Below are 20,491 nucleotides of genomic sequence, written 5' to 3'. Positions count from 1 at the left end.
CCCCCTTCTCACTGCGAATCCACACACCGCGGACTTCGCGGGCTGGAATCACCGTGCAGGGATCCGGAAAATGAAGTGGATCTTGCTCGAAAACTGTGGACAAGAAGACCTCTGTGAATAACTCCGCCACCCCATCGCGTGAGTTCATAGCGCGGCGGAACCACTACGCACAGTCACGAGTTCAAGGAGACGAGGGTCTTCGCGACGGAAGGCCGCCGAAGAGGAAGGGCCGGGGAAATGGTCACCACGGGCCGAAGGCAAGGGACGCAAACCGCGTCCGGACATGCGACGACCCCCGCCGGGGGGGAGAGCGGGGGTCGTCCCCACGGTCCGACTCGGGGGGGGAGGAGCCAGACCGGGTTAGCACGGTCGCGAACGATCCGTGACTTCCATGGTGTACCCGAGAGCCTTCTCAGGCAAACCCACGCGCCACACCTTACGCCGAATGGTGGGCGCATATGCTCGGGGCGTGGAAAATCAGCCCTTGCCGCACTCCTCGCCTCGGACCGCTGCCTTCTTCGACCTGGACAAGACGGTCATTGCGAAGTCGAGCACTCTGACGTTCAGCAAGTCCTTCTACCAGGGTGGCCTGATCAACCGGCGGGCCGTGTTGCGCACCGCGTATACCCAGTTCTTCTTCCTGGTCGGCGGCGCCGACCACGATCAGATGGAGCGGATGCGCGAGTACCTGTCCGCCCTCTGCAAGGGGTGGAACGTGCAGCAGGTGCGCGAGATCGTCGCCGAAGCGCTGCACGACCTGATCGACCCGATCATCTACGACGAGGCCGCGTCCCTCATCGAGGCCCACCACACGGCCGGCCGTGACGTGGTGATCGTGTCGACCTCGGGCGCCGAAGTGGTCGAGCCGATCGGCGAGATGCTCGGCGCGGACCGCGTCGTGGCGACCCGGATGGTGGTCGGCGACGACGGCTGCTTCACGGGCGAGATCGAGTACTACGCCTACGGACCGACGAAGGCGGAGGCGGTCCGCGAGCTCGCCGAGTCGGAGGGGTACGACCTCGCGCGGTGCTACGCGTACAGCGACTCGATCACCGATGTACCGATGCTGGAGGCGGTGGGACACCCTCACGCCGTCAATCCCGACCGGGCGTTGCGGCGCGAGGCGGTCGCGCGGGAGTGGCCGGTGCTGGTGTTCAACAAGCCCGTGCGACTGAAGCAGCGACTGCCGGGATCCATGACCTCGCGACCGGCCCTGGTGGCCGCCGCGGCGGTCGGCGCGGCCGCCGCCACGGCCGGGCTCGTCTGGTACGCGAGCCGGCGGCGGGCGAGCGCCTCCGCCGGTTGATCCGCGCGGGCGTGAGGTCGCCCGCGGGGAGGGTCGAACGGCCTCGTCGGGGAAATGCCGCGCCCGGAAATCGAATGTCCGGATCATCCTGGCTCGTCCGGGAAAGTAAAGAAGTGGAGCCAGGGGTTTCGCTTGTCTCCGAAGCGGAGTACAAAGGAGTCAACGGCCCGCGAGACCAAAGAACATCCGAGAGGATCATCTTTAAAACGCAGTAAGGCCCACGGACCGAAGCATGAACGCCGAGCACCCACGCGACGTCGACCCGTCGAATACGGGCCAGCCGCACCAGGTGACGGGCAAAGTTCCCGACCTGATGGGCATACATTCGAGGACGCTTGGTAACTGGGCGCGAGTGCCAGCGGCGACACCAAGGCAAGACGGTGTCGCCGCAACCCGTGTTCAGACAGTGCCCGCGTGCAGCAGACAGTGCCCGCGTTCAGACAGTGCCCGCGTCCACAGGCAGCGCCCGCCCGCGTTCAGGAAGTGCCCGTGTCAGGCAGCGCCGCGCTGGAGCGCCTCGCAGACCGCCATCGACTCCCGGGAGCCCAGCTCGATCGCCCGCCCGCAGTGCGCGATCCAGGCGGCCATGCCCTCCGCGGTTCCGGACACGTACCCCTCGAAGGCCGCCACGTAGGCCTCCGCGCCCTGCTCCGCGTGGCCGACCTCGGCCGGGCAGATGGCCTTCGGGTCGAGCCCGCTGTTGATCAGTACGATCCGCTCGGCCGCCCGTGCGACCAGGCCGTTGTAGGTCCCGAAGGGACGCAGGGCCAGCAGTTCGCCGTGCACCACCGATGCCGTGATCAGCGCCGGTGAGGAGCCGCCCGCGATGATCAGCCGCGACAGCCCGTCCAGCCGGCCGGCGACCTCCTCGGCGCTCGGGAGCGGCAGGTCGATCAGCGGCTCGTCCACCGGTTCACCCGCCAGGCGGGGCCGTCCCACCGTGTCACCCTCGATCGCCGACGGCGCGAAGGCGTCCGCAGCCGCGGGCGTCGAACCCGACGCGACCAGGTGCAGGCGTGCGAGCACACGCATCGGGGACTGTCGCCAGATGCTCAGGAGCTGCCCGGCCTCGGCCGTCAGGCGCAGGGCGGCGCCCACCGCCCGTGCCTGCGCCTCCGAGCCGAAGTCGGTGCGGCGACGCACCTCTTCCAGAGCCCAGTCGGCGCCCGACAGCGCCGCGCTCCCGCGCGCGCCGCGCAGCGCCGCCTCCGAGGCGATCTCCCCGCTGCGACGACGCATCACCCGGTGCCCGTAGACCCGGTCCACGGCCTTGCGTACGGAATCCACGGAATCGGAGACACCCGGCAGCCCGGCCAGTGGGGCCAGCGGGTCAGCAGCGCTACTCATAAGTAGGGAGCCTACGCACTGTGCGCGCATAGCACCGACCCCTCCTTGGAGTGGTCTTCTTCACTCAGGTAGACCACGTAGCGCGATCAACCCACTACGCTTGGTGAACATGAAGATCGCTTTCGTGGGAAAGGGCGGCAGCGGTAAGACCACGCTGTCCTCCCTCTTCATCCGCCACCTTGCCGCCAATGAAGCCCCCGTCGTCGCGGTGGACGCCGACATCAACCAGCATCTCGGCGTGGCGCTCGGGCTCGGCGAGGACGAGGCCGCCGAGCTGCCCGCCCTGGGCGCGCACCTGCCCCTCATCAAGGACTACCTGCGCGGATCGAACCCGCGCATCGCGTCCGCCGAGGCCATGATCAAGACGACTCCGCCCGGGACCGGCTCCCGCCTGTTGGGGGTCACGGAGGACAACCCGGTGTACGAGGCGTGCGCGCGCACGCTGATGCTCGACGGCGAGCCCGTCCGCCTGATGGCCACGGGGCCGTTCACCGAGGCGGACCTGGGTGTGGCCTGCTACCACTCCAAGGTCGGGGCGGTCGAACTCTGCCTCAACCACCTGGTCGACGGTCCAGACGAGTACGTGGTCGTCGACATGACCGCCGGTTCGGACTCGTTCGCGTCGGGCATGTTCACCCGCTTCGACATGACCTTCCTGGTGGCCGAGCCGACTCGCAAGGGCGTCTCCGTCTACCGCCAGTACAAGGAGTACGCCCGGGACTTCGGGATCGCGCTCAAGGTGATCGGCAACAAGGTGCAGGGGCCGGAGGACATCGAGTTCCTCCAGGACGAGGTCGGCGACGACCTGCTGGTCACCGTCGGGCATTCGGACTGGGTGCGGTCGATGGAGAAGGGGCGCCCGGCCCGGTTCGAGCTGCTGGAGGCGACCAACCGGCTGGCGCTGCAGGCGCTCCAGGACGCCGCCGAGGACTCGTACGCCGACCGGGACTGGGCCCGGTACACGCAGCAGATGGTCCACTTCCACCTGCGGAACGCCGAGAGCTGGGGGAACGCGAAGACCGGGGTCGACCTGGCGGAACAGGTCGACCCCGATTTCGTCCTCCGCGAGACCCCGAGCGCGGAGGTGGTCAGCCCTCGTCCGACCCTGACCCGGCCGACTCCGCAGCCGGCTTGACCCCGGCCGGGGAACCGGGGGCGGCCGGCGCTGCCGGCGGCCCCGCGGTGAGGAACTTGTTCCAGCCGTCCTTCGGAGCCTCACCGACGTCGAGGCCGCGCATCCACGTCAGCGCCTTCGGGTCCTGGGCGTCCAGCCAGTCGGCCAGCTCGCGGAACGGCACGCAGCGGACCTCCTTCTGGGTGCACATGGACTTGATGGAGTCCTCGACGGCCTTCATGTAGGTTCCGCCGTTCCAGGACTCGAAGTGGTTGCCGATGATCAGCGGCGCCCGGTTGCCCTGGTAGACCCGGTCGAAGGCCTTCTGGAGGCCGTCGCGCATCTGCTCGCCCCAGTAGGCGTGCTGCGAGGGGTCTCCCTGGGTGGTCGTCCCGGACTGGTTGACCATGTAGTTGTAGTCCATGCTCAGCGTGTCGAAGGCGCGCCCCGGCATGGGCACCAGTTGCAGCGGGAGGTCCCAGAGCCCGTCGGTCTTCTTGGGCCAGATCTGCTTGCTGATGCCGCTGGAGTCGTAGCGGAAGCCCATGTCCTTGGCCGCCAGCATGAAGTTCTTCTGGCCTTCGAGGCAGGGGGTGCGGGCGCCGATCAACTCCTTGTCGTAGTCGAACGGGAGCGGCTCCAGGCCCTTCAGCGCCGGAGTGTTCGTCTTCCAGTTCTTGACGAACGACTTGGCCTGGCTGATCTCGCTCTTCCACTCCTCGACGGACCAGGTGCCGACGCCGCCCTCGGGGCCGCAGAAGTGGCCGTTGAAGTGGGTGCCGATCTCGTTGCCCTCCTGCCAGGCCGCACGCACCTGGGTGGCGGTGTCCTTGATGCCCTGGAGGTCGCCGAAACCGATGTCGGAACGTCCCGGGGAGTGTTGAGGAGCGGTGTAGAGCGAGGCCTTCTCCTCCGGCAGCATGTACACGCCGCTGAGGAAGTAGGTCATCCGGGCGTTGTACTCCTTGCCGACCTCACGGAAGTGCGAGAAGAGCTTCTGGCTGTCCTCGCCGGCGCCGTCCCACGAGAAGACGACGAACTGCGGGGGCTTCTCACCGGGCTTCATCCGCTGGGGCTTCACGACGTTCGGCTGGAGGCCGGTGTACGCGGTCGAGCCGTCCCCGATGAGCCGCTTCACACTGCCCGGGGCCGCTTCCGGTGCGGCGGCGCCCTTCCTGGCGTTCTGGCCACCGGGCGCGGGCTTGGCGGGTTCCGAGGAGCACCCGGCAGCGCCCAGGACCAGGGCCGTGGCGACCAGGCCGCCGGCGATCTTCTTCGTGGCGGCGATCATCCGCACACCTCTCCCTCGCAGTTCCATCGCAGGACTTCCGCGCCGCAACGTCCCATGCGGTCAGGTTTAAGGAAGATGTGACAAGCCGGACAAAATGTTTAATCACTCCTGGGGGCTAATTCCTAGGCCATTTACTCCCATTTCCCACCACCTCTCTTTACTCTCCATTACCGTTCATTTACCGAGTGTTGAGACTCCCGCCGCTTCATCCCTCCCCCAGAGGAGACGGGAACCCATGAAAGCCACCACCGAAGGCGCCGCCGAAGACTCCACGGGCACCGCCCTCTCGCCCCCTCCGTCCACCCCACCCCCCGTGTCCGTCAAAAGCTTCCCGGCGGACCTCTCCGCCTCCATCGCCGTCTTCCTGATCGCCCTGCCGCTCTCGCTGGGCATCGCCCTGGCCACGGGCGCCCCGCTCCAGGCGGGGCTGGTGGCCGCGGCCGTCGGCGGGATCGTGGCCGGACGGCTCGGGGGCGCGCCGCTCCAGGTCAGCGGCCCCGCCGCAGGCCTCACGGTGGTCACCGCCGAACTGATCCAGCGCTACGGGTGGCGCACCACCTGCGCCATCACCGTGTTCGCCGGCTGCTGCCAGCTCGGGCTCGCCTTCCTGCGTACGGCCCGGTCTGCGCTGATGGTGAGCCCGGCGATCGTGCACGGCATGCTCGCCGGCATCGGCGTGACCATCGCGCTGGCGCAACTGCACATCGTCCTCGGCGGCACCCCGCAGAGCTCCGCCGTGGCCAACGTCCAGGGTCTGCCCGGCCAGTTGGCCGACCTCCATCCGGTCGCACTGGGCATCAGCGCGCTCACCCTGGTCATCCTGCTCGGTTGGCCTCGGCTGCCGGGCCGGATCGGCCGGAACCTGCGCAAGGTTCCCGCCGCGCTCGCGGCCGTCGCCACGGCCACCGCGTTCGCCGCCCTAGCCGGGCCCAGCCTGCCCCGGGTGGACCTGCCGTCCTGGCGCAGCCACGCACTGCCCGAGCTGCCCGAGGGCCCGATCCTCGGCCTCATCGCCGCGGTACTGACCATCACGCTGGTCGGCAGTGTGGAGTCCCTGCTGTCCGCGGTCGCCACCGACAAGCTGATCGCCTCCGAGCGGGGCACGGACAACCGTCCGCCGCGCGTCGACCTCAACCGTGAACTGCGCGGACAGGGTGCGGCGAACATCGTCTCCGGAGCGCTGGGCGGGCTGCCCGTCACGGGCGTGGCGGTCCGTAGCGTCGCCAACGTCAAATCCGGTGCCACCAGCCGCAATTCCTCGATGATGCACGGGCTCTGGGTGTTGATCGCGGCCGCGCTGCTCGTGCCGGTGCTCGATCTGATCCCGCTCGCCGCGCTGGCCGCCCTGGTGATGGCGGTGGGCGTGCAGATGGTCAGCATCACGCATCTGCGGACCGTCACCCGACACCGTGAAGTCCTGGTCTACGCAACGACGATCGTGGCCGTGGTGCTCGGTGGGGTGCTGGAGGGGGTCGCCGTCGGTGTGGCCGTGGCGGTCGGCCTGGCCCTGCACCGCCTCGCGCGGACCCGGATCACGGTGGAGGAGCTCGACGGGGTCCACCGCGTCTGGGCGCGCGGCCAGTTGACCTTCCTCGCGGTACCCCGGTTGAGTCGGGTACTGAACCAGATCCCGCACGACCGGCACGCGGTGATCGAGCTGGACGGCTCGTTCATGGACCATGCCGCCTACGAGACCCTGCACGACTGGCAGGACTCCCATCGGGCGCACGGCGGTTCGGTGGAGGTCACCGGCCGCTCCGTCAACCGCGCCCCCGAGACCGACCGCAGCATGGCCGACCGGGGCATGGTGGATCCGGGCATGGTCGATCGGGGCATGGGTGCCGGAGCGGGCCAGCGCGGGACCCATCAGTGCTGCCGCCCCTGGACCCCCTGGCAGAACCACTGCGACCACCGCGCCGACGCGGGCTCGGGCGACGCCGTCGACGTACAGGACCGTACGATCCCCGGCGCCGCCGAGGGCGGTCCGGCGGTCGAGCCCCGGCGGCGCGGAGCGGGTCGGCTGGCCAACGGCATCAGCGCGTTCCAGCGGGACACCGCTCCCCGTGTCCGTGACGAACTGGCCCGGCTGGCGCGCGAGGGGCAGCGGCCTTCGCAGCTCTTCCTCACCTGCGCGGACTCCCGCCTGGTGACCAGCATGATCACGGCCAGCGGTCCCGGAGACCTGTTCACCGTGCGCAACGTCGGCAACCTGGTGCCGTTGCCGGGGGCGGAGTCCACGGACGACTCGGTGGCGGCGGCGATCGAGTACGCCGTGGACGTCCTCCAGGTGGACAGCATCACGGTGTGCGGCCACTCGGGCTGCGGGGCCATGCAGGCCCTGCTGAACTCCCACCCCGGCACCCCGATGACCCCGCTGCGCCGCTGGTTGCGGCACGGCCTGCCCAGCCTGGAGCGGATGGCCAGCCGTCATCACGCGTGGGCCCGGATCTCGGGCAGGCTGCCGGCCGACGCCGTGGAACAGTTGTGCCTGACCAATGTGGTGCAGCAGCTGGAGCACCTGCGGGCGCACGAATCGGTCGCCCGCCGGCTCGCCGAGGGCACGCTGGAGCTGCACGGCATGTACTTCCACGTGGGCGAGGCGCAGGCGTATCTGCTCTCGGAGGGTGAGGACTTCTTCGACTGCCGGGTCTTCGACAGCGTCGGTCAACGCGCCTGAACCTCCCGTGCACCCCAGCCCGGATCGCGTAGCCGGCTGAACCGATACCCTCCGATATCCGTGCCACGAAGTGGCCCCTTCTCGCACCCTGCGGCGAGAAGGGGCCACTTGCGCGTGGGTCCGGCCGTGATATAGGTCTAAACCAATTCCCGGCTACCCCTTGTCACCCGGGCCGCCGACTGATGAGCTATGCCCGGGGACACAACGGACACCCTGGGAAAGGGAGATGTCGTGAGCAATGAAAGCCTGGCCAATCTGCTCAAAGAGGAGCGGCGGTTCGCACCGCCCGCCGATCTGGCCGCCGCCGCCAATGTGACCGAGGCTGCGTATGCACAGGCCGATGCGGACCGGCTGGGCTTCTGGGCCGAGCAGGCCCGGCGGCTGACCTGGGACACCGAGCCGACCGAGACGCTCGACTGGAGCAACCCGCCCTTCGCCAAGTGGTTCGCGGACGGCAAGCTGAACGTCGCGTACAACTGCGTGGACCGGCACGTGGAGGCCGGCAACGGCGACCGCGTGGCCCTCCACTTCGAGGGTGAGCCCGGCGACAGCCGATCGATCACCTACGCGCAGCTCAAGGACGAGGTCTCCAAGGCCGCCAACGCCCTGACCGAGCTGGGTGTCGTCGCCGGGGACCGCGTCGCCGTCTACCTCCCGATGATCCCCGAGGCCGTCGTCGCGATGTTGGCGTGCGCCCGCGTCGGCGCGGCCCACTCGGTGGTCTTCGGCGGTTTCTCCGCCGACGCCGTCGCCTCCCGCATCCAGGACGCCGACGCCAAGCTGGTCATCACCGCCGACGGCGGCTACCGCCGCGGCAAGCCCAGTGCGCTCAAGCCCGCCATCGACGAGGCCGTCGGCAAGTGTCCGCAGGTCAAGCATGTTCTCGTGGTGCAGCGCACCGGCCAGGACACCGCCTTCACCGAGGGCCGCGACGTCTGGTGGCACGAGATCGTCGGGCGTCAGTCCGCCGAGCACACCCCGCAGGCCTTCGACGCCGAGCACCCGCTGTTCATCCTCTACACCTCGGGGACCACGGGTAAGCCGAAGGGCATCCTGCACACCTCCGGCGGCTACCTGACGCAGGCCGCGTACACCCACCACGCGGTGTTCGACCTGAAGCCGGAGAGCGACGTCTACTGGTGCACCGCCGACATCGGCTGGGTCACCGGGCACTCGTACATCGTCTACGGGCCGCTCGCCAACGGTGCCACCCAGGTCATGTACGAGGGCACCCCGGACACCCCGCACCAGGGTCGGTTCTGGGAGGTCGTGCAGAAGTACGGCGTCACCATCCTCTACACGGCGCCCACGGCGATCCGCACGTTCATGAAGTGGGGCGACGACATCCCCGCGAAGTTCGACCTCTCCAGCCTGCGGGTGCTGGGCTCGGTCGGCGAGCCGATCAATCCCGAGGCCTGGATCTGGTACCGCAAGCACATCGGCGGCGACCGCTGCCCGATCGTGGACACCTGGTGGCAGACCGAGACCGGCGCGATGATGATCTCGCCGCTGCCGGGTGTCACCTCGACCAAGCCCGGTTCGGCCCAGCGCGCGCTGCCCGGCATCGGCGCCACCGTGGTGGACGACGAGGCGAACGAGGTCCCGAACGGCGGGGGCGGGTACCTGGTGCTCACCGAGCCGTGGCCCTCGATGCTGCGCACCATCTGGGGTGACGACCAGCGCTTCATCGACACGTACTGGTCGCGCTTCGCGGGCAAGTACTTCGCGGGCGACGGCGCCAAGAAGGACGACGACGGCGACATCTGGCTGCTCGGCCGGGTGGACGACGTGATGCTGGTGTCCGGCCACAACATCTCCACGACCGAGGTCGAGTCCGCGCTGGTCTCGCACCCGTCCGTCGCCGAGGCGGCGGTGGTCGGCGCGAACGACGAGACCACCGGTCAGGCCATCGTGGCCTTCGTCATCCTGCGCGGGAGCGCCTCGGAGACGGAGACCCTGGTCGCCGAGCTGCGCAACCACGTGGGCGCCACACTCGGCCCGATCGCGAAGCCGAAGCGGATCCTGCCCGTGCAGGAACTGCCGAAGACCCGTTCGGGCAAGATCATGCGCCGTCTGCTGCGTGATGTGGCGGAGAACCGGGCGGTCGGTGACGTCACGACGCTCGCGGACTCCTCGGTCATGGACCTGATCCAGAGCAAGCTGCCCGCAGCGGGCAGCGAGGACTGAGTCGACCGCGCGACACGGCGGGAAGGGGCATCCGGCGCGGCGCGCCGGATGCCCCTTTCGCACTTAAAGTGATGATCACCCGAAGATCACTGGATATGACCTTGCGTACCGCCTGTAAAGTACGAGAAACGTAAATAAGTACTCCACAGGGTGCGCCGGGAAGTCTGGTCGGCAATGTGCTTCGTCATGCCGTCCAACCCACCCCGGAGGTGTCCTTCACGTGGCCGCGCCCCGCCCCACCGACGACAAGAGCCGCAAGCTGCTCGGCAGGCTGTCGCTGCCCGAGCGCCGCTTCGTCGCCGATGCCCTGCGCACCGAGACCGTCGGCGGTGTCCTGCTCCTGCTGGCCGCGATCGCCGCGCTCGTGTGGGCGAACATCCCGGCCCTCTCGGACAGCTACGACACCGTCCGGTCCTTCCACATCGGCCCCGCCTCCCTGGGCCTGGACCTCTCGATCCAGCACTGGGCGGCCGACGGGCTGTTGGCCATCTTCTTCTTCGTCGCGGGCATCGAGCTCAAACGCGAACTCGTCGCGGGCGACCTGCGCGACGCCAAGGCCGCCGCCCTCCCGGTGATCGCCGCCCTGTGCGGCATGGCGGTTCCCGCGCTGGTCTACGTACTGGTCAACGTCCTGGGCGACGGCTCGATCAGCGGCTGGGCGGTCCCGACCGCCACCGACATCGCCTTCGCGCTGGCCGTCCTCGCGGTCATCGGCACCTCGCTGCCGTCCGCCCTGCGCGCGTTCCTGCTGACCCTCGCGGTCGTGGACGACCTGTTCGCCATCCTGATCATCGCGGTGTTCTTCACCAGCGACATCGACTTCCTGGCGCTCGGCGGCGCCCTCGTGGGGCTGGTCCTCTTCTGGTTCCTGCTCCGCAAGCGCGTCCGCGGCTGGTACGTGTACGTCCCGCTCGCCCTGGTCATCTGGGGCCTGATGTACAACAGCGGGGTCCACTCCACCATTGCCGGCGTCGCCATGGGCCTGATGCTCCGCTGCCACCGCGAGGAGGGCGAGGAGCAGTCTCCCGGCGAGCACATCGAGCACCTGGTCCGCCCGATCTCCGCGGCGCTGGCCGTCCCCCTCTTCGCCCTGTTCTCCGCGGGCGTGTCCCTCTCCGACGAGGCCATCGCGCAGGTCTTCACCCGCCCCGAGACCCTCGGTGTGGTCCTCGGCCTGGTCGTCGGCAAGACGGTGGGCATCTTCGGCGGCACCTGGCTGGCCGCGCGCTTCACCAGGGCGGAGCTCAACGAGGACCTGGCCTGGCCGGACGTGCTCGCCGTGGCCTCGCTCGCCGGCATCGGATTCACCGTCTCCCTGCTGATCGGCGAACTCGCCTTCGCCGACGACGCCACCCTCATGGACGAGGTCAAGGCCGCCGTCCTGATCGGCTCGCTGATCGCCGCGATCATCGCGAGCGTGATGCTGAAGATGCGCGACCGCAGGTACCGGGCGCTCGCCGAGGCGGAGGATCGCGACGAGGATCTCGACGGAATCCCCGACATCTACGAGCAGGACGACCCCGGCTACCACCTGCGCATGGCGCGGATCCACGAGGAGAAGGCCGCGGAACACCGTCGCAGGGCCGAGGCGGCGGCGGCCCCGGGGACGGCGTCCGCCACGACCGGCGCAACGGAAGCGGACACCGGGGGCCGCACCGACGGCGACCGTCCGGCATGATCTGAGTGACGAAGGACAGCCGTCGACGACGGACTACTTAGGGAGAGAGCGATGAGCGCAGTGGACCAAGGGCCGCAAGGAGCCGAGCGCACGCTGGGTCAGCTGGTCGCGTCGGCCACCGCCGAGATGTCCGCCCTGGTGCACGACGAGATCGCCCTCGCGAAGGCGGAGCTGCGCCAGGACGTCAAGCGCGCGGGTGTCGGCAGCGCCGCCATTTCGGTCGCGGGAGTGTTCGCGCTCTTCTCCCTGCCGGTGCTGAGCTTCGCCGCGGCGTACGGGATCCACAACCTCGGGCTCGGGCTCGCGTGGTCCTTCCTCATCGTCGGCGTCGCGTTCCTGCTGCTCGCGGGCCTGCTCGCGCTGCTGGCCGTGTCGAAGTTCAAGAAGGTCAAGCCGCCGGAGAAGTCCATCGCCTCCGTCAAGCAGACCGCGGCGGTCGTCGCGACCGTCAAGCCCCACCCGCGCGCGGTGAGTGACAACGCTGTGGGTGTGGCACGCTCGTCCTCATGACCGCCCCCTCGCCGGACTTCGGCGCCCCGCCCACTGCCGCCTCCGCGGCACGGATCGACATCCCGGGCGGGAGGGCGGTGACGCACCGGGACGTCGCGGCCAATGGTGCGCGGTTCCACGTGGCCGAGCTCGGTGACGGTCCCCTGGTGTTGCTCCTGCACGGCTTCCCGCAGTTCTGGTGGACGTGGCGGCACCAGATGACCGCGCTCGCCGATGCCGGTTACCGCGCCGTCGCGATGGACCTGCGCGGGGTGGGGGGCAGCGACCGCACCCCGCGCGGTTACGACCCGGCGAACCTGGCGCTCGACGTCACCGGGGTCATCCGGTCCCTGGGCGAGCCGGACGCCGCGCTCGTCGGGCACGACCTGGGCGGCTATCTCGCCTGGACGGCGGCCGTGATGCGGCCCAAGCTGGTGCGCCGACTGGTGGTCTCGTCGATGCCGCACCCGAGGCGCTGGCGCTCCGCGATGCTCGCCGACTTCGGGCAGACCCGCGCGAGTTCCCACATCTGGGGGTTCCAGAGGCCGTTCATCCCCGAGCGCCGGCTCGTCGCGGACGACGGGGCGCTCGTGGGGCAGCTGATCCGGGACTGGTCGGGTCCGGTGCCGCCGGCGGAGGAGGAACTGGCCGTGTACCGGCGGGCGATGTGCATCCCGTCCACCGCGCACTGCTCGATCGAGCCGTACCGCTGGATGATGCGTTCCCTGGCCCGGCCCGACGGGCTCCAGTTCAACCGGCGCATGAAGCGACCGGTGCGGGTGCCGACGCTGCACCTGCACGGCTCGCTCGACCCGGTGATGCGTACGCGCAGCGCCGCGGGCTCCGGGGAGTACGTCGAAGCGCCGTACCGTTGGCGGCTGTTCGACGGGCTCGGGCACTTCCCCCACGAGGAGGATCCGGCCGCGTTCACGACCGAGCTGGTGAACTGGCTGAAGGACCCCGAGCCGGACCGCTGAGCGGGCACCTGACGGCCGGACACACCAGCCGCACGCTTGTATGACAAACATTCAATTGCCGCGCGCATAGGCCAATTGGCCGCTCCGGACGGGATTACCGACCTTGGGGCCCGGGCACAGCTCGAAGTATGAGCTGGACGCACGACTACGGTGACACCGCACACGAACGCCGCTCGGCCGATGAGCCGGGCACCCACGAGAGGGCGGGCCGGGACGGCCACGACCCCCGACTCGGTATTCCGCGCATCCTGCGTCGCCGCGCCCGCTGGGTGTCGGCACGCCTGCGGCATCCTCGGATGTAGGAGTCCCGGCATACGGGGTCCCGTGCATGCGAGTCCCGTGCATGCGGGCCCCCTTCATCCGGACCCCGACGTACGGGCGCCCGTACCCCCGGATTCGGACGTACGGGCACGCGCGTCGCCGGCTCCGCTCAGAGGGCGCAGCCCTGGCTGTCGACCTCTCGCACGGAGTTCCTGCCGATCCTGACGTCGTCGCGGACCTCGTCCGCGGTCAGGGCGTAGCCGGTGTTCGGGTCGTCCAGCGACTTCGCGAAGACGACCCCGTACACCCTGCCGTCGGGCGTCAGGAGCGGGCCGCCGGAGTTGCCCTGGCGGACGGTCGCGTACAGCGAGTACACGTCGCGTCGCACGGTGCCCCGGTGGTAGATGTCCGGGCCGTTGGCGTTGATGCGGCCGCGGACGCGCGCCGGACGGACGTCGTACGCGCCGTTCTCCGGGAAGCCGGCGACGATCGCGTCACTGCCGCTCGTCGCGTCCTTCTCGATGAACTCCAACACCGGCGCCTTCAGCTTGGGTACGTCGAGCACCGCGATGTCGCGTTCCCAGTCGTAGAGCACGACCTTGCCGTCGTACAGCTTGCCCTCGCCGCCGATCTGCACGGTCGGCTCGCGGACGCCGCCGACGACGTGCGCGTTGGTCATGACCTTGCCCGGCGCGAAGACGAAGCCGGTGCCCTCCAGGACCTTGCTGCAACTGGGCGCGGTCCCGACGACCTTCACTATCGAGCGCTTGGCCCGCTCGGAGACCGCGCTGTTGGACAGCGCCGGATCCGGCGGCTTCACCTCGGTGATGGGTTCGCTGGAGAACGGGCTGAACACCTGCGGGAAGCCGTTGCGGGCCAGGGTGGAACTGAAGTCCGAGAACAAGGTGTTCGCCTGCGCGGGCAGCACCTGGGACACGCCGATGAGGACCTTGGAGTTGCGGACCTCCTTGCCCACCGAGGGCAGGGCCGCCTGGGCGAGCAGGGAGCCGATCAACCAGGCCACCAGCAGCATCGCGACGACGTTGACCAGAGCTCCGCCCGTCGCGTCGAGCGCGCGGGCCGGCGACCACGTGATGTGGCGTCTCAGTTTGTTGCCCAGATGGGTGGTGAAGGCCTGCCCGATCGAGGCGAAGACGATGATGACGACGACGGCGACGACCACGACGGTGGTGGACACCTGGCTGCCGTTGTCGGTGACCTGGTCCCAGACCAGCGGCAACAGGGACACGGCGATGAGACCACCGCCGAGGAAGCCGATCACCGACAGGATGCCGACGACGAAGCCTTGGCGGTAGCCGACGATCGCGAACCACACGGCGGCGACCAACAACAGGATGTCCAGCACGTTCACGTGGGTCACCGTCTCACGCGCGCCAGTCGAGCGGGACCTGGCGTGACCGGTCCCACGGCTGCTCCCACCCCGCGAAATGCAGGATTCGGTCGATCACCCCGGCGGTAAAACCCCAGACCAGAGCCGATTCGACGGTGAAAGCGGGGCCTCTGAAGCCGCGGGCGTGGACCACGGTCACCCGGTGATCGGGATCCGTGAGATCCGCCACGGGAACCGTGAACACCCGAGCCGTCTCCGCCGGGTCGACCACGCGGATCGGGCTGGGATCGCGCCACCAGCCCAGCACCGGGGACACCACGAACTGGCTGACGGGAATGTAGAGGCGTGGCAGCACGCCGAAGAGCTGGACCCCCTTGGGATCCAGCCCGGTCTCCTCCTCGGCCTCGCGCAGGGCCGCGCGCAGTGGACCGGTGGTGTGCGGATCGCCGTCCTCGGGGTCGAGGGCGCCGCCCGGGAAGGACGGCTGGCCCGCGTGCGAACGGAGGCTGCTCGCGCGTTCCTGGAGCAGCAGTTCCGGGCCGCGCGGCCCCTCGCCGAAGAGGATCAGCACGGCCGACTGGCGGCCCCGCCCGTCCTCGGGAGGCAGGAAGCGGCTCAACTGCTCGGGGCGGACCGTGCGCACGGCCTCGACCACCGGGTCCAGCCACGCGGGCAGGCCCCGGGTGCTGACGGTGACGTCGCCGCGCGGGTCGGCGTACGGCTCCACGGGCCCGGCCTGGGGCGCGCCCGCCGGCAGGCCCGTCACGCTCTCGTCCTTCGTACCCCGCGTCATAGGCGACCCTGCTCCCTGCCGTTGCCGGCCCCGGCGATACTCGACACAACGCGCCCCGAGGCCGGATTGGTTCCACCGCGGGCCGCCGTGCGGGGCCCGGGCCCTACTGCCGCACTGCCGTGTCCTCAGGGCGCGGCGACGCCCAGGGGAGGTGCCGGGAGGCCCGGGTAGTCCGGCGGCGGGCTCAGCCGCTGCCCCGGTTGGCCGCCCTTCTCGTACTTCAGCAGCTTCTTCGCCTTCTCCGGGTCCGTCTCGCCCTCCCCGTACGCCGGGCAGAGGGGCGCGATGGGGCAGGCGCCGCAGGCGGGCTTGCGGGAGTGGCAGATCCGGCGCCCGTGGAAGACGACGCGGTGGGACAGCATCGTCCACTCGCTCTTGGGGAAGATCGCGCAGATCTCCGCCTCGACCTTCTCCGGGTCCTCCTGTTCGGTCCACTTCCAGCGGCGGACGAGCCGGCCGAAGTGGGTGTCGACGGTGATCCCGGGGACGCCGAAGACGTTGCCGAGGACCACGTTGGCCGTCTTGCGGCCCACGCCGGGCAGCGTCACGAGGTCCTCGATCCGGGACGGGACCTCGCCGCCGAAGTTGTCGCGCAGGGCCTGCGAGAGGCCGAGGAGCGAGCGTGACTTCGCCCGGAAGAACCCGGTCGGCCGGATCAGCTCCTCCAGATCCTCGGGGGCCGCCGCGGCCATGTCCTCGGGGGTCGGGTAGGCGGCGAAGAGGGCCGGGGTCGTCTGGTTCACGCGCAGGTCGGTGGTCTGCGCGGACAGGACGGTGGCGACCAGCAGCTCGAACGGGTTGCGGAAGTCGAGCTCCGGATGGGCGTACGGGTACACCTCGGCCAGTTCCCGGTTGATGCGCCGGGCCCGGCGGACCATGGCGAGGTGCGATTCCGGTCGCGGAGCCTTCGGCGCCTTCTTCGGGGCCTCCGGTTTCTTGGCCGAAGCTTTGCCCTGGGGGCGCGGCGGGGCCTTCGGGGGCACCTTCATGGGGGCATGTTCGCCCACGGCTGAATTCTGGGTCTCGGTCACTGCCGCGGACCCCTTGGCCTGTGCTCTCACCGGCTTATTGGACACCCGGCCAGCCTAAGGCCGACCGCCGACACCCGTCCGGACCTCAGCTAACACCACCCTGATTGGTCTCTCGCCGCACAGCACACCCGTACGTCCGGCATCCTTGTGAGGAACGTGATTGATCGCACTGTTTGAGCCGTCCGGCAAAATGGGGGGAAGACGGTCCCCTGAGCCGGTCGACATAGGAGAGAGACTCGTGGACGACGTACTGCGGCGTGCCCCGCTCTTCGCGGCGCTCGATGACGAGCAGGCCGCGGAGCTCCGCGCCTCCATGGGCGAGGTGACCCTCGCGCGCGGTGACGCCCTGTTCCACGAGGGCGACCCCGGTGATCGGCTCTATGTCGTCACCGAGGGCAAGGTGAAGCTGCACCGCACCTCCCCCGACGGCCGCGAGAACATGCTGGCCGTCCTCGGCCCCGGTGAGCTGATCGGCGAGCTGTCGCTGTTCGACCCGGGCCCGCGCACCGCCACCGCCACCGCCCTGACCGAGGTCAAGCTGCTGGGTCTGGGGCACGGTGACCTCCAGCCGTGGCTGAACGCCCGGCCCGAGGTGGCCACGGCCCTGCTGCGCGCCGTCGCCCGGCGCCTGCGCAAGACCAACGACCAGATGTCCGACCTGGTCTTCTCCGACGTGCCGGGGCGTGTCGCCCGGGCGCTCCTCGACCTGTCGCGCCGCTTCGGCGTGCAGTCCGAGGAGGGCATCCACGTCGTGCACGACCTCACGCAGGAGGAGCTGGCCCAGCTCGTCGGCGCGTCGCGCGAGACCGTGAACAAGGCGCTGGCCGACTTCGCGGGCCGCGGGTGGCTGCGCCTGGAGGCACGCGCGGTGATCCTGCTCGACGTGGAGCGACTGGCCAAGCGCTCGCGCTGACGCACACGGTTTCCTCGATGGAGGGGTCCTGCCCGGTCGGGCGGGGCCCCTCCTCGCCGTTGCGGCGCCCGTGGAGGCACAGTGGATCACATGGAGCACGGAGGCGGGGAACACAGAGGGCTCGACCCGTACGGCTGCTTCGTGCGCGAGGGCTCGCTCAGCCGCGTCCCGGCGGCGTTCGCGCCGGTCGTCGCGGCCGCGCGCGAGCGGATCCCCGAGGCGTACGGCCGGCGGCTGCACAGCGCCTACCTGTACGGGTCCGTGCCGCGCGGCACGGCCCGACCCGGACGGTCGGACCTGGACCTGCTGCTCGCCCTGCACCGGGAACCCGGCGACGAGGACCGGGACATCGCCGAGGTGCTCGGTCGGGGGCTCGACGAGGACTTCCCGCAGATCGACGGGGTCGGTGTCCTGCTGTACGGCAAGGACACCCTGCTCAGCGAGCCGGAACGGCACGACCTGGGCTGGTTCCTCGCCTGCCTGTGCACCCCGCTGCTGGGCGCCGACCTGGCCGAGCACCTGCCCCGCTACCGGCCCGACGGGGTCCTCGCCCGGGAGACCAACGGCGGGCTGGCCGACCTGCTCCCCGGCTGGCGCTCCAGGATCGGGGCGGCCTCGACCCCGCAGGAGTACCGGAGGCTGAGCCGGTCCTTCGCCCGTCATCTGGTGCGGACCGGGCTCATGCTGGTCATGCCCCGCTGGGGCGGCTGGACCAGCGACCTCGCCGAGTCCGCGGAGATCTTCGGCCGCTACTACCCGGAGCGCGCGGCGCAGATGCGGGCCGCGGCGGCGGTGGCGCTGGAACCGGTCGGGGACCCGGCGGTCCTGACGGCGTACGTCGACGACCTCGGACCGTGGCTCGCGGCCGAGTACACCGCCCGGCACGGGACGAGGACGCCGCGCCCGACCGGCTGACCGCGGACGTCGGCGGACGTCGGCGGACTCGACCGGCTGATCCGCGCGGCTCGGGCGGGCGGCGGCGTGCCGATCCGCGCGTGGCTCAGGCCTGCCGGTCGGTGAGGGACTCGACCGCCTGCTTGGCCGTCAACAGGTCGGCGCCGGTGATGCGCCGGTAGACGCGGATCGCCTCGACCCGGCGGCCCTCGCGGACCAACGCCCGTACCTCGTCCAGCCCGGCCGGCTCCGGCTCCTCGATCCCGAAGTGGTCCAGGACCAGGCCCAGGCGGCGTTCCAGGCCGTCTGCCCGGCGTTCGAGGGCCTTCATCCGCAGTGTGACCGTCGAGGTGATCCACGCGGCCGCGGCGATCAGCGCGAGCAGCAGGAACAGCGAGTTCATTCGGATCCCCCAGAGATCAGTCCGTGATCTTGAAGGTACTCCAGCTGCGCTCGAACGGACCATTCCGCGGCGGGCCACAGCGACCGGTCCACGTCCGCGTAGACCCGGGCCACGACCGCCTCGGGAGTGCGGAAACCGTTCTCCACGGCCGTCTCGACCTGCGCGAGACGGTGCGCCCGGTGCGCCAGGTAGAACTCCACCGCGCCCTGCGCGTCGTCCAGCACCGGTCCGTGGCCGGGGAGCACCGTGTGGACCCCGTCGTCGACGGTGAGGGAACGCAGCCGGCGTAGGGAGTCCAGGTAGTCGCCGAGCCGGCCGTCGGGATGCGCGACGACGGTCGTGCCCCGGCCCAGGATGGTGTCGCCGGTCAGGACGGCGCGATCGGCGGGCAGGTGGAAGCAGAGCGAGTCCGAGGTGTGGCCCGGGGTCGGGACCACCCGCAGCTCCAGGCCGCCGACCCGGATCACGTCCCCGGCGGCGAGACCCTCGTCGCCCAGCCGCAGTGCGGGGTCGAGCGCCCGCACCTTCGTGCCGGTCAGCTCCGCGAACCGGCCCGCGCCCTCGGCGTGGTCGGGGTGGCCGTGGGTGAGCAGGGTCAGCGCGACCCGCTTGCCGGCCTTCTCGGCCACGTCGACGACGGCCTTCAGGTGCGCCTCGTCCAGCGGGCCGGGGTCGATGACGACGGCGAGGTCGGAGTCCGGTTCGGAGACGAGCCAGGTGTTGGTGCCGTCCAGGGTCATGGCGGACGGGTTGGGGGCCAGGATGTTGACCGCCCGGACGGTCGCGGGGCCGGAGGTGACCATTCCGCGGGGCTGGCCGGGCAGTGCGGCGGCGTCGGTCATGCGGTGGCTCCTCCGGGGTTTCCGGGTCGGACGCGCTTGGTGAACTCGTCGTGGCCGGGCCAGCTGAGCACCAGCTCGCCGTTCTCCAGGGTGGCCTGCGCGAGCACCGGGGCCAGGTCCTGGCCCGCGGCGGCCGCGAGGGCGTGCGCGGGGCTGTCGTACGGCTCCAGGGAGCGCAGGGTGGAGATCGTCGGCGGCATCATGAGCAGCTCGCCCTTGTCGTAGCCGGCGGCGGCGTCGACGGGCCGGATCCAGACGGTCCGGTCGGCCTCGGTCGAGGCGTTGCGGGTGCGCTGGCCCTCGGGGAGCGCGGCGACGAAGAACCAGGTGTCGTAGCGGCGGGGCTCGAACTCCGGGGTGATCCAGCGGGCCCACGCGCCGAGCAGGTCGGACCGCAGGAGGAGGCCCCGGCGGTCGAGGAACTCGGCGAAGGACAGCTCTCGGGCGACCAGGGCCAGCCGGTCGGCCTCCCAGTCGTCGGCCGTGGTGTCGCCGACGACGCTGTCCGGGGTCTCGCCCGCCAGCAGGACGCCGGCCTCCTCGAACGTCTCGCGCACCGCGCCGCAGACGATCGCCTGGGCGGTACGGGGGTCGGTGCCCAGCCGCTCCGACCAGTCCGCGAGGCTCGGTCCGGCCCAGCCGACGAGGTGCTCCTCGTCGCGGGGGTCCACTCCCCCGCCGGGGTAGGCGTACGCCCCGCCCGCGAAGGCCATGGAGGTGCGGCGGCGGAGCATGTGCACGGCGGGGCCGCCGTCGGTGTCCCGCAGCAGCATGACCGTGGCCGCGCGTTTGGGCGCCACGGGCGTGAGGGCGCCGTCCGCGAGCGCGCGGATGCGGTCGGGCCACTCGGGCGGGTACCACTGGCCTCCGGCGGGGGTGGGGCCGGTGGGGGTGGTCTGCTGTCCGTGCTCACCGTTCGGCATGGCGGGATGCTACG

General features: G+C 70.5%; 17 protein-coding genes. 9 read left to right on the top strand and 8 right to left on the bottom strand.

The genetic code is table 11. From position 1 onward, the window contains the following. Positions 1–445 precede the first annotated feature (445 nt). Positions 446–1,306 carry an HAD family hydrolase gene (locus OG906_RS18830; protein WP_267799864.1) on the top strand — a complete coding sequence of 287 codons (861 nt, stop codon included), beginning with the start codon at positions 446–448 and terminating at the stop codon, positions 1,304–1,306. Between the two features lie 492 nt (positions 1,307–1,798). Here OG906_RS18830 and OG906_RS18825 read toward each other — a convergent pair whose 3' ends face one another. Next, positions 1,799–2,653, bottom strand: a complete 855-nt coding sequence (locus OG906_RS18825; RefSeq protein WP_267799863.1) for an oxidoreductase — start codon at positions 2,651–2,653, stop codon at positions 1,799–1,801. 109 nt (positions 2,654–2,762) lie between these two features. Between OG906_RS18825 and OG906_RS18820 the strand changes: the two genes are divergently transcribed. Next, positions 2,763–3,788 carry an ATP-binding protein gene (locus tag OG906_RS18820; protein WP_267799862.1) on the top strand — a complete coding sequence of 342 codons (1,026 nt, stop codon included), beginning with the start codon at positions 2,763–2,765 and terminating at the stop codon, positions 3,786–3,788. Here OG906_RS18820 and OG906_RS18815 read toward each other — a convergent pair. Continuing rightward, on the bottom strand, positions 3,742–5,058 hold the full coding sequence (locus OG906_RS18815; RefSeq protein ID WP_329444310.1) for a hypothetical protein: 1,317 nt from the start codon (positions 5,056–5,058) through the stop codon (positions 3,742–3,744). The two genes, OG906_RS18820 and OG906_RS18815, sit on opposite strands and share 47 nt — an antisense overlap. 235 nt (positions 5,059–5,293) lie before the next feature. Here OG906_RS18815 and OG906_RS18810 point away from each other — a divergent pair, with 235 nt between their 5' ends. From OG906_RS18810 to OG906_RS18790, 5 genes are all read left to right on the top strand, one after another. Further along, a complete protein-coding gene (locus tag OG906_RS18810) occupies positions 5,294–7,735 on the top strand; it encodes a SulP family inorganic anion transporter (RefSeq protein WP_329444309.1) in 2,442 nt (813 codons plus the stop codon). 189 nt (positions 7,736–7,924) lie between these two features. Beyond that, positions 7,925–9,922, top strand: a complete 1,998-nt coding sequence (gene acs / locus OG906_RS18805) for an acetate--CoA ligase (protein ID WP_329444308.1) — start codon at positions 7,925–7,927, stop codon at positions 9,920–9,922. Between the two features lie 220 nt (positions 9,923–10,142). Continuing rightward, positions 10,143–11,600 carry a Na+/H+ antiporter NhaA gene (nhaA, locus tag OG906_RS18800; RefSeq protein WP_329444307.1) on the top strand — a complete coding sequence of 486 codons (1,458 nt, stop codon included), beginning with the start codon at positions 10,143–10,145 and terminating at the stop codon, positions 11,598–11,600. Between the two features lie 51 nt (positions 11,601–11,651). Beyond that, positions 11,652–12,110, top strand: a complete 459-nt coding sequence (locus tag OG906_RS18795) for a phage holin family protein (protein ID WP_267799857.1) — start codon at positions 11,652–11,654, stop codon at positions 12,108–12,110. Continuing rightward, the gene (locus OG906_RS18790) at positions 12,107–13,066 is read left to right on the top strand and encodes an alpha/beta fold hydrolase (protein ID WP_329444297.1); all 960 of its coding nucleotides are present in this window, start codon (positions 12,107–12,109) and stop codon (positions 13,064–13,066) included. The genes OG906_RS18795 and OG906_RS18790 overlap by 4 nt, the downstream gene beginning before the upstream one ends. 430 nt (positions 13,067–13,496) lie before the next feature. Here the strand turns inward: OG906_RS18790 and OG906_RS18785 are convergent, their stop codons facing one another. The 3 genes from OG906_RS18785 to nth form a co-directional block, all read right to left on the bottom strand. Then, entirely contained in the window at positions 13,497–14,699 is a 1,203-nt protein-coding gene (locus tag OG906_RS18785) for a MarP family serine protease (RefSeq protein ID WP_267798034.1), read from the bottom strand. A 13-nt stretch (positions 14,700–14,712) separates the two neighbouring features. Next, positions 14,713–15,471, bottom strand: coding sequence for an NUDIX hydrolase (locus OG906_RS18780; RefSeq protein ID WP_329444296.1), 759 nt, complete (start codon positions 15,469–15,471; stop codon positions 14,713–14,715). A 125-nt stretch (positions 15,472–15,596) separates the two neighbouring features. Continuing rightward, positions 15,597–16,460 carry an endonuclease III gene (gene nth, locus OG906_RS18775; protein WP_329444293.1) on the bottom strand — a complete coding sequence of 288 codons (864 nt, stop codon included), beginning with the start codon at positions 16,458–16,460 and terminating at the stop codon, positions 15,597–15,599. A gap of 280 nt (positions 16,461–16,740) precedes the next feature. Between nth and OG906_RS18770 the strand changes: the two genes are divergently transcribed. Beyond that, positions 16,741–17,415: a Crp/Fnr family transcriptional regulator gene (locus OG906_RS18770; protein ID WP_003981529.1), complete on the top strand. Its 675-nt coding sequence runs from the start codon at positions 16,741–16,743 to the stop codon at positions 17,413–17,415. Between the two features lie 90 nt (positions 17,416–17,505). Continuing rightward, positions 17,506–18,330 (top strand): nucleotidyltransferase domain-containing protein, encoded by an 825-nt coding sequence (locus tag OG906_RS18765; RefSeq protein ID WP_329444287.1) that lies wholly within the window; start codon positions 17,506–17,508, stop codon positions 18,328–18,330. Between the two features lie 85 nt (positions 18,331–18,415). Here OG906_RS18765 and OG906_RS18760 read toward each other — a convergent pair whose 3' ends face one another. The 3 genes from OG906_RS18760 to OG906_RS18750 are packed head-to-tail and all read right to left on the bottom strand — an operon-like array spanning position 18,416 to position 20,477. Beyond that, positions 18,416–18,712 carry a hypothetical protein gene (locus OG906_RS18760; RefSeq protein WP_329444285.1) on the bottom strand — a complete coding sequence of 99 codons (297 nt, stop codon included), beginning with the start codon at positions 18,710–18,712 and terminating at the stop codon, positions 18,416–18,418. Then, positions 18,709–19,554, bottom strand: a complete 846-nt coding sequence (locus tag OG906_RS18755) for an MBL fold metallo-hydrolase (protein WP_329444283.1) — start codon at positions 19,552–19,554, stop codon at positions 18,709–18,711. Before OG906_RS18755 ends, OG906_RS18760 begins: the two co-directional genes overlap by 4 nt. Continuing rightward, positions 19,551–20,477 carry an NUDIX hydrolase gene (locus tag OG906_RS18750; RefSeq protein ID WP_329444281.1) on the bottom strand — a complete coding sequence of 309 codons (927 nt, stop codon included), beginning with the start codon at positions 20,475–20,477 and terminating at the stop codon, positions 19,551–19,553. The genes OG906_RS18755 and OG906_RS18750 overlap by 4 nt, the downstream gene beginning before the upstream one ends. Positions 20,478–20,491 lie beyond the last annotated feature (14 nt).

This window comes from Streptomyces sp. NBC_01426 (assembly GCF_036231985.1).
Taxonomy (GTDB): Bacteria; Actinomycetota; Actinomycetes; order Streptomycetales; family Streptomycetaceae; genus Streptomyces.
The sequence above is the reverse complement of the archived record's forward strand: the minus strand, read 5'-3'. Positions and strand labels throughout refer to the sequence as shown.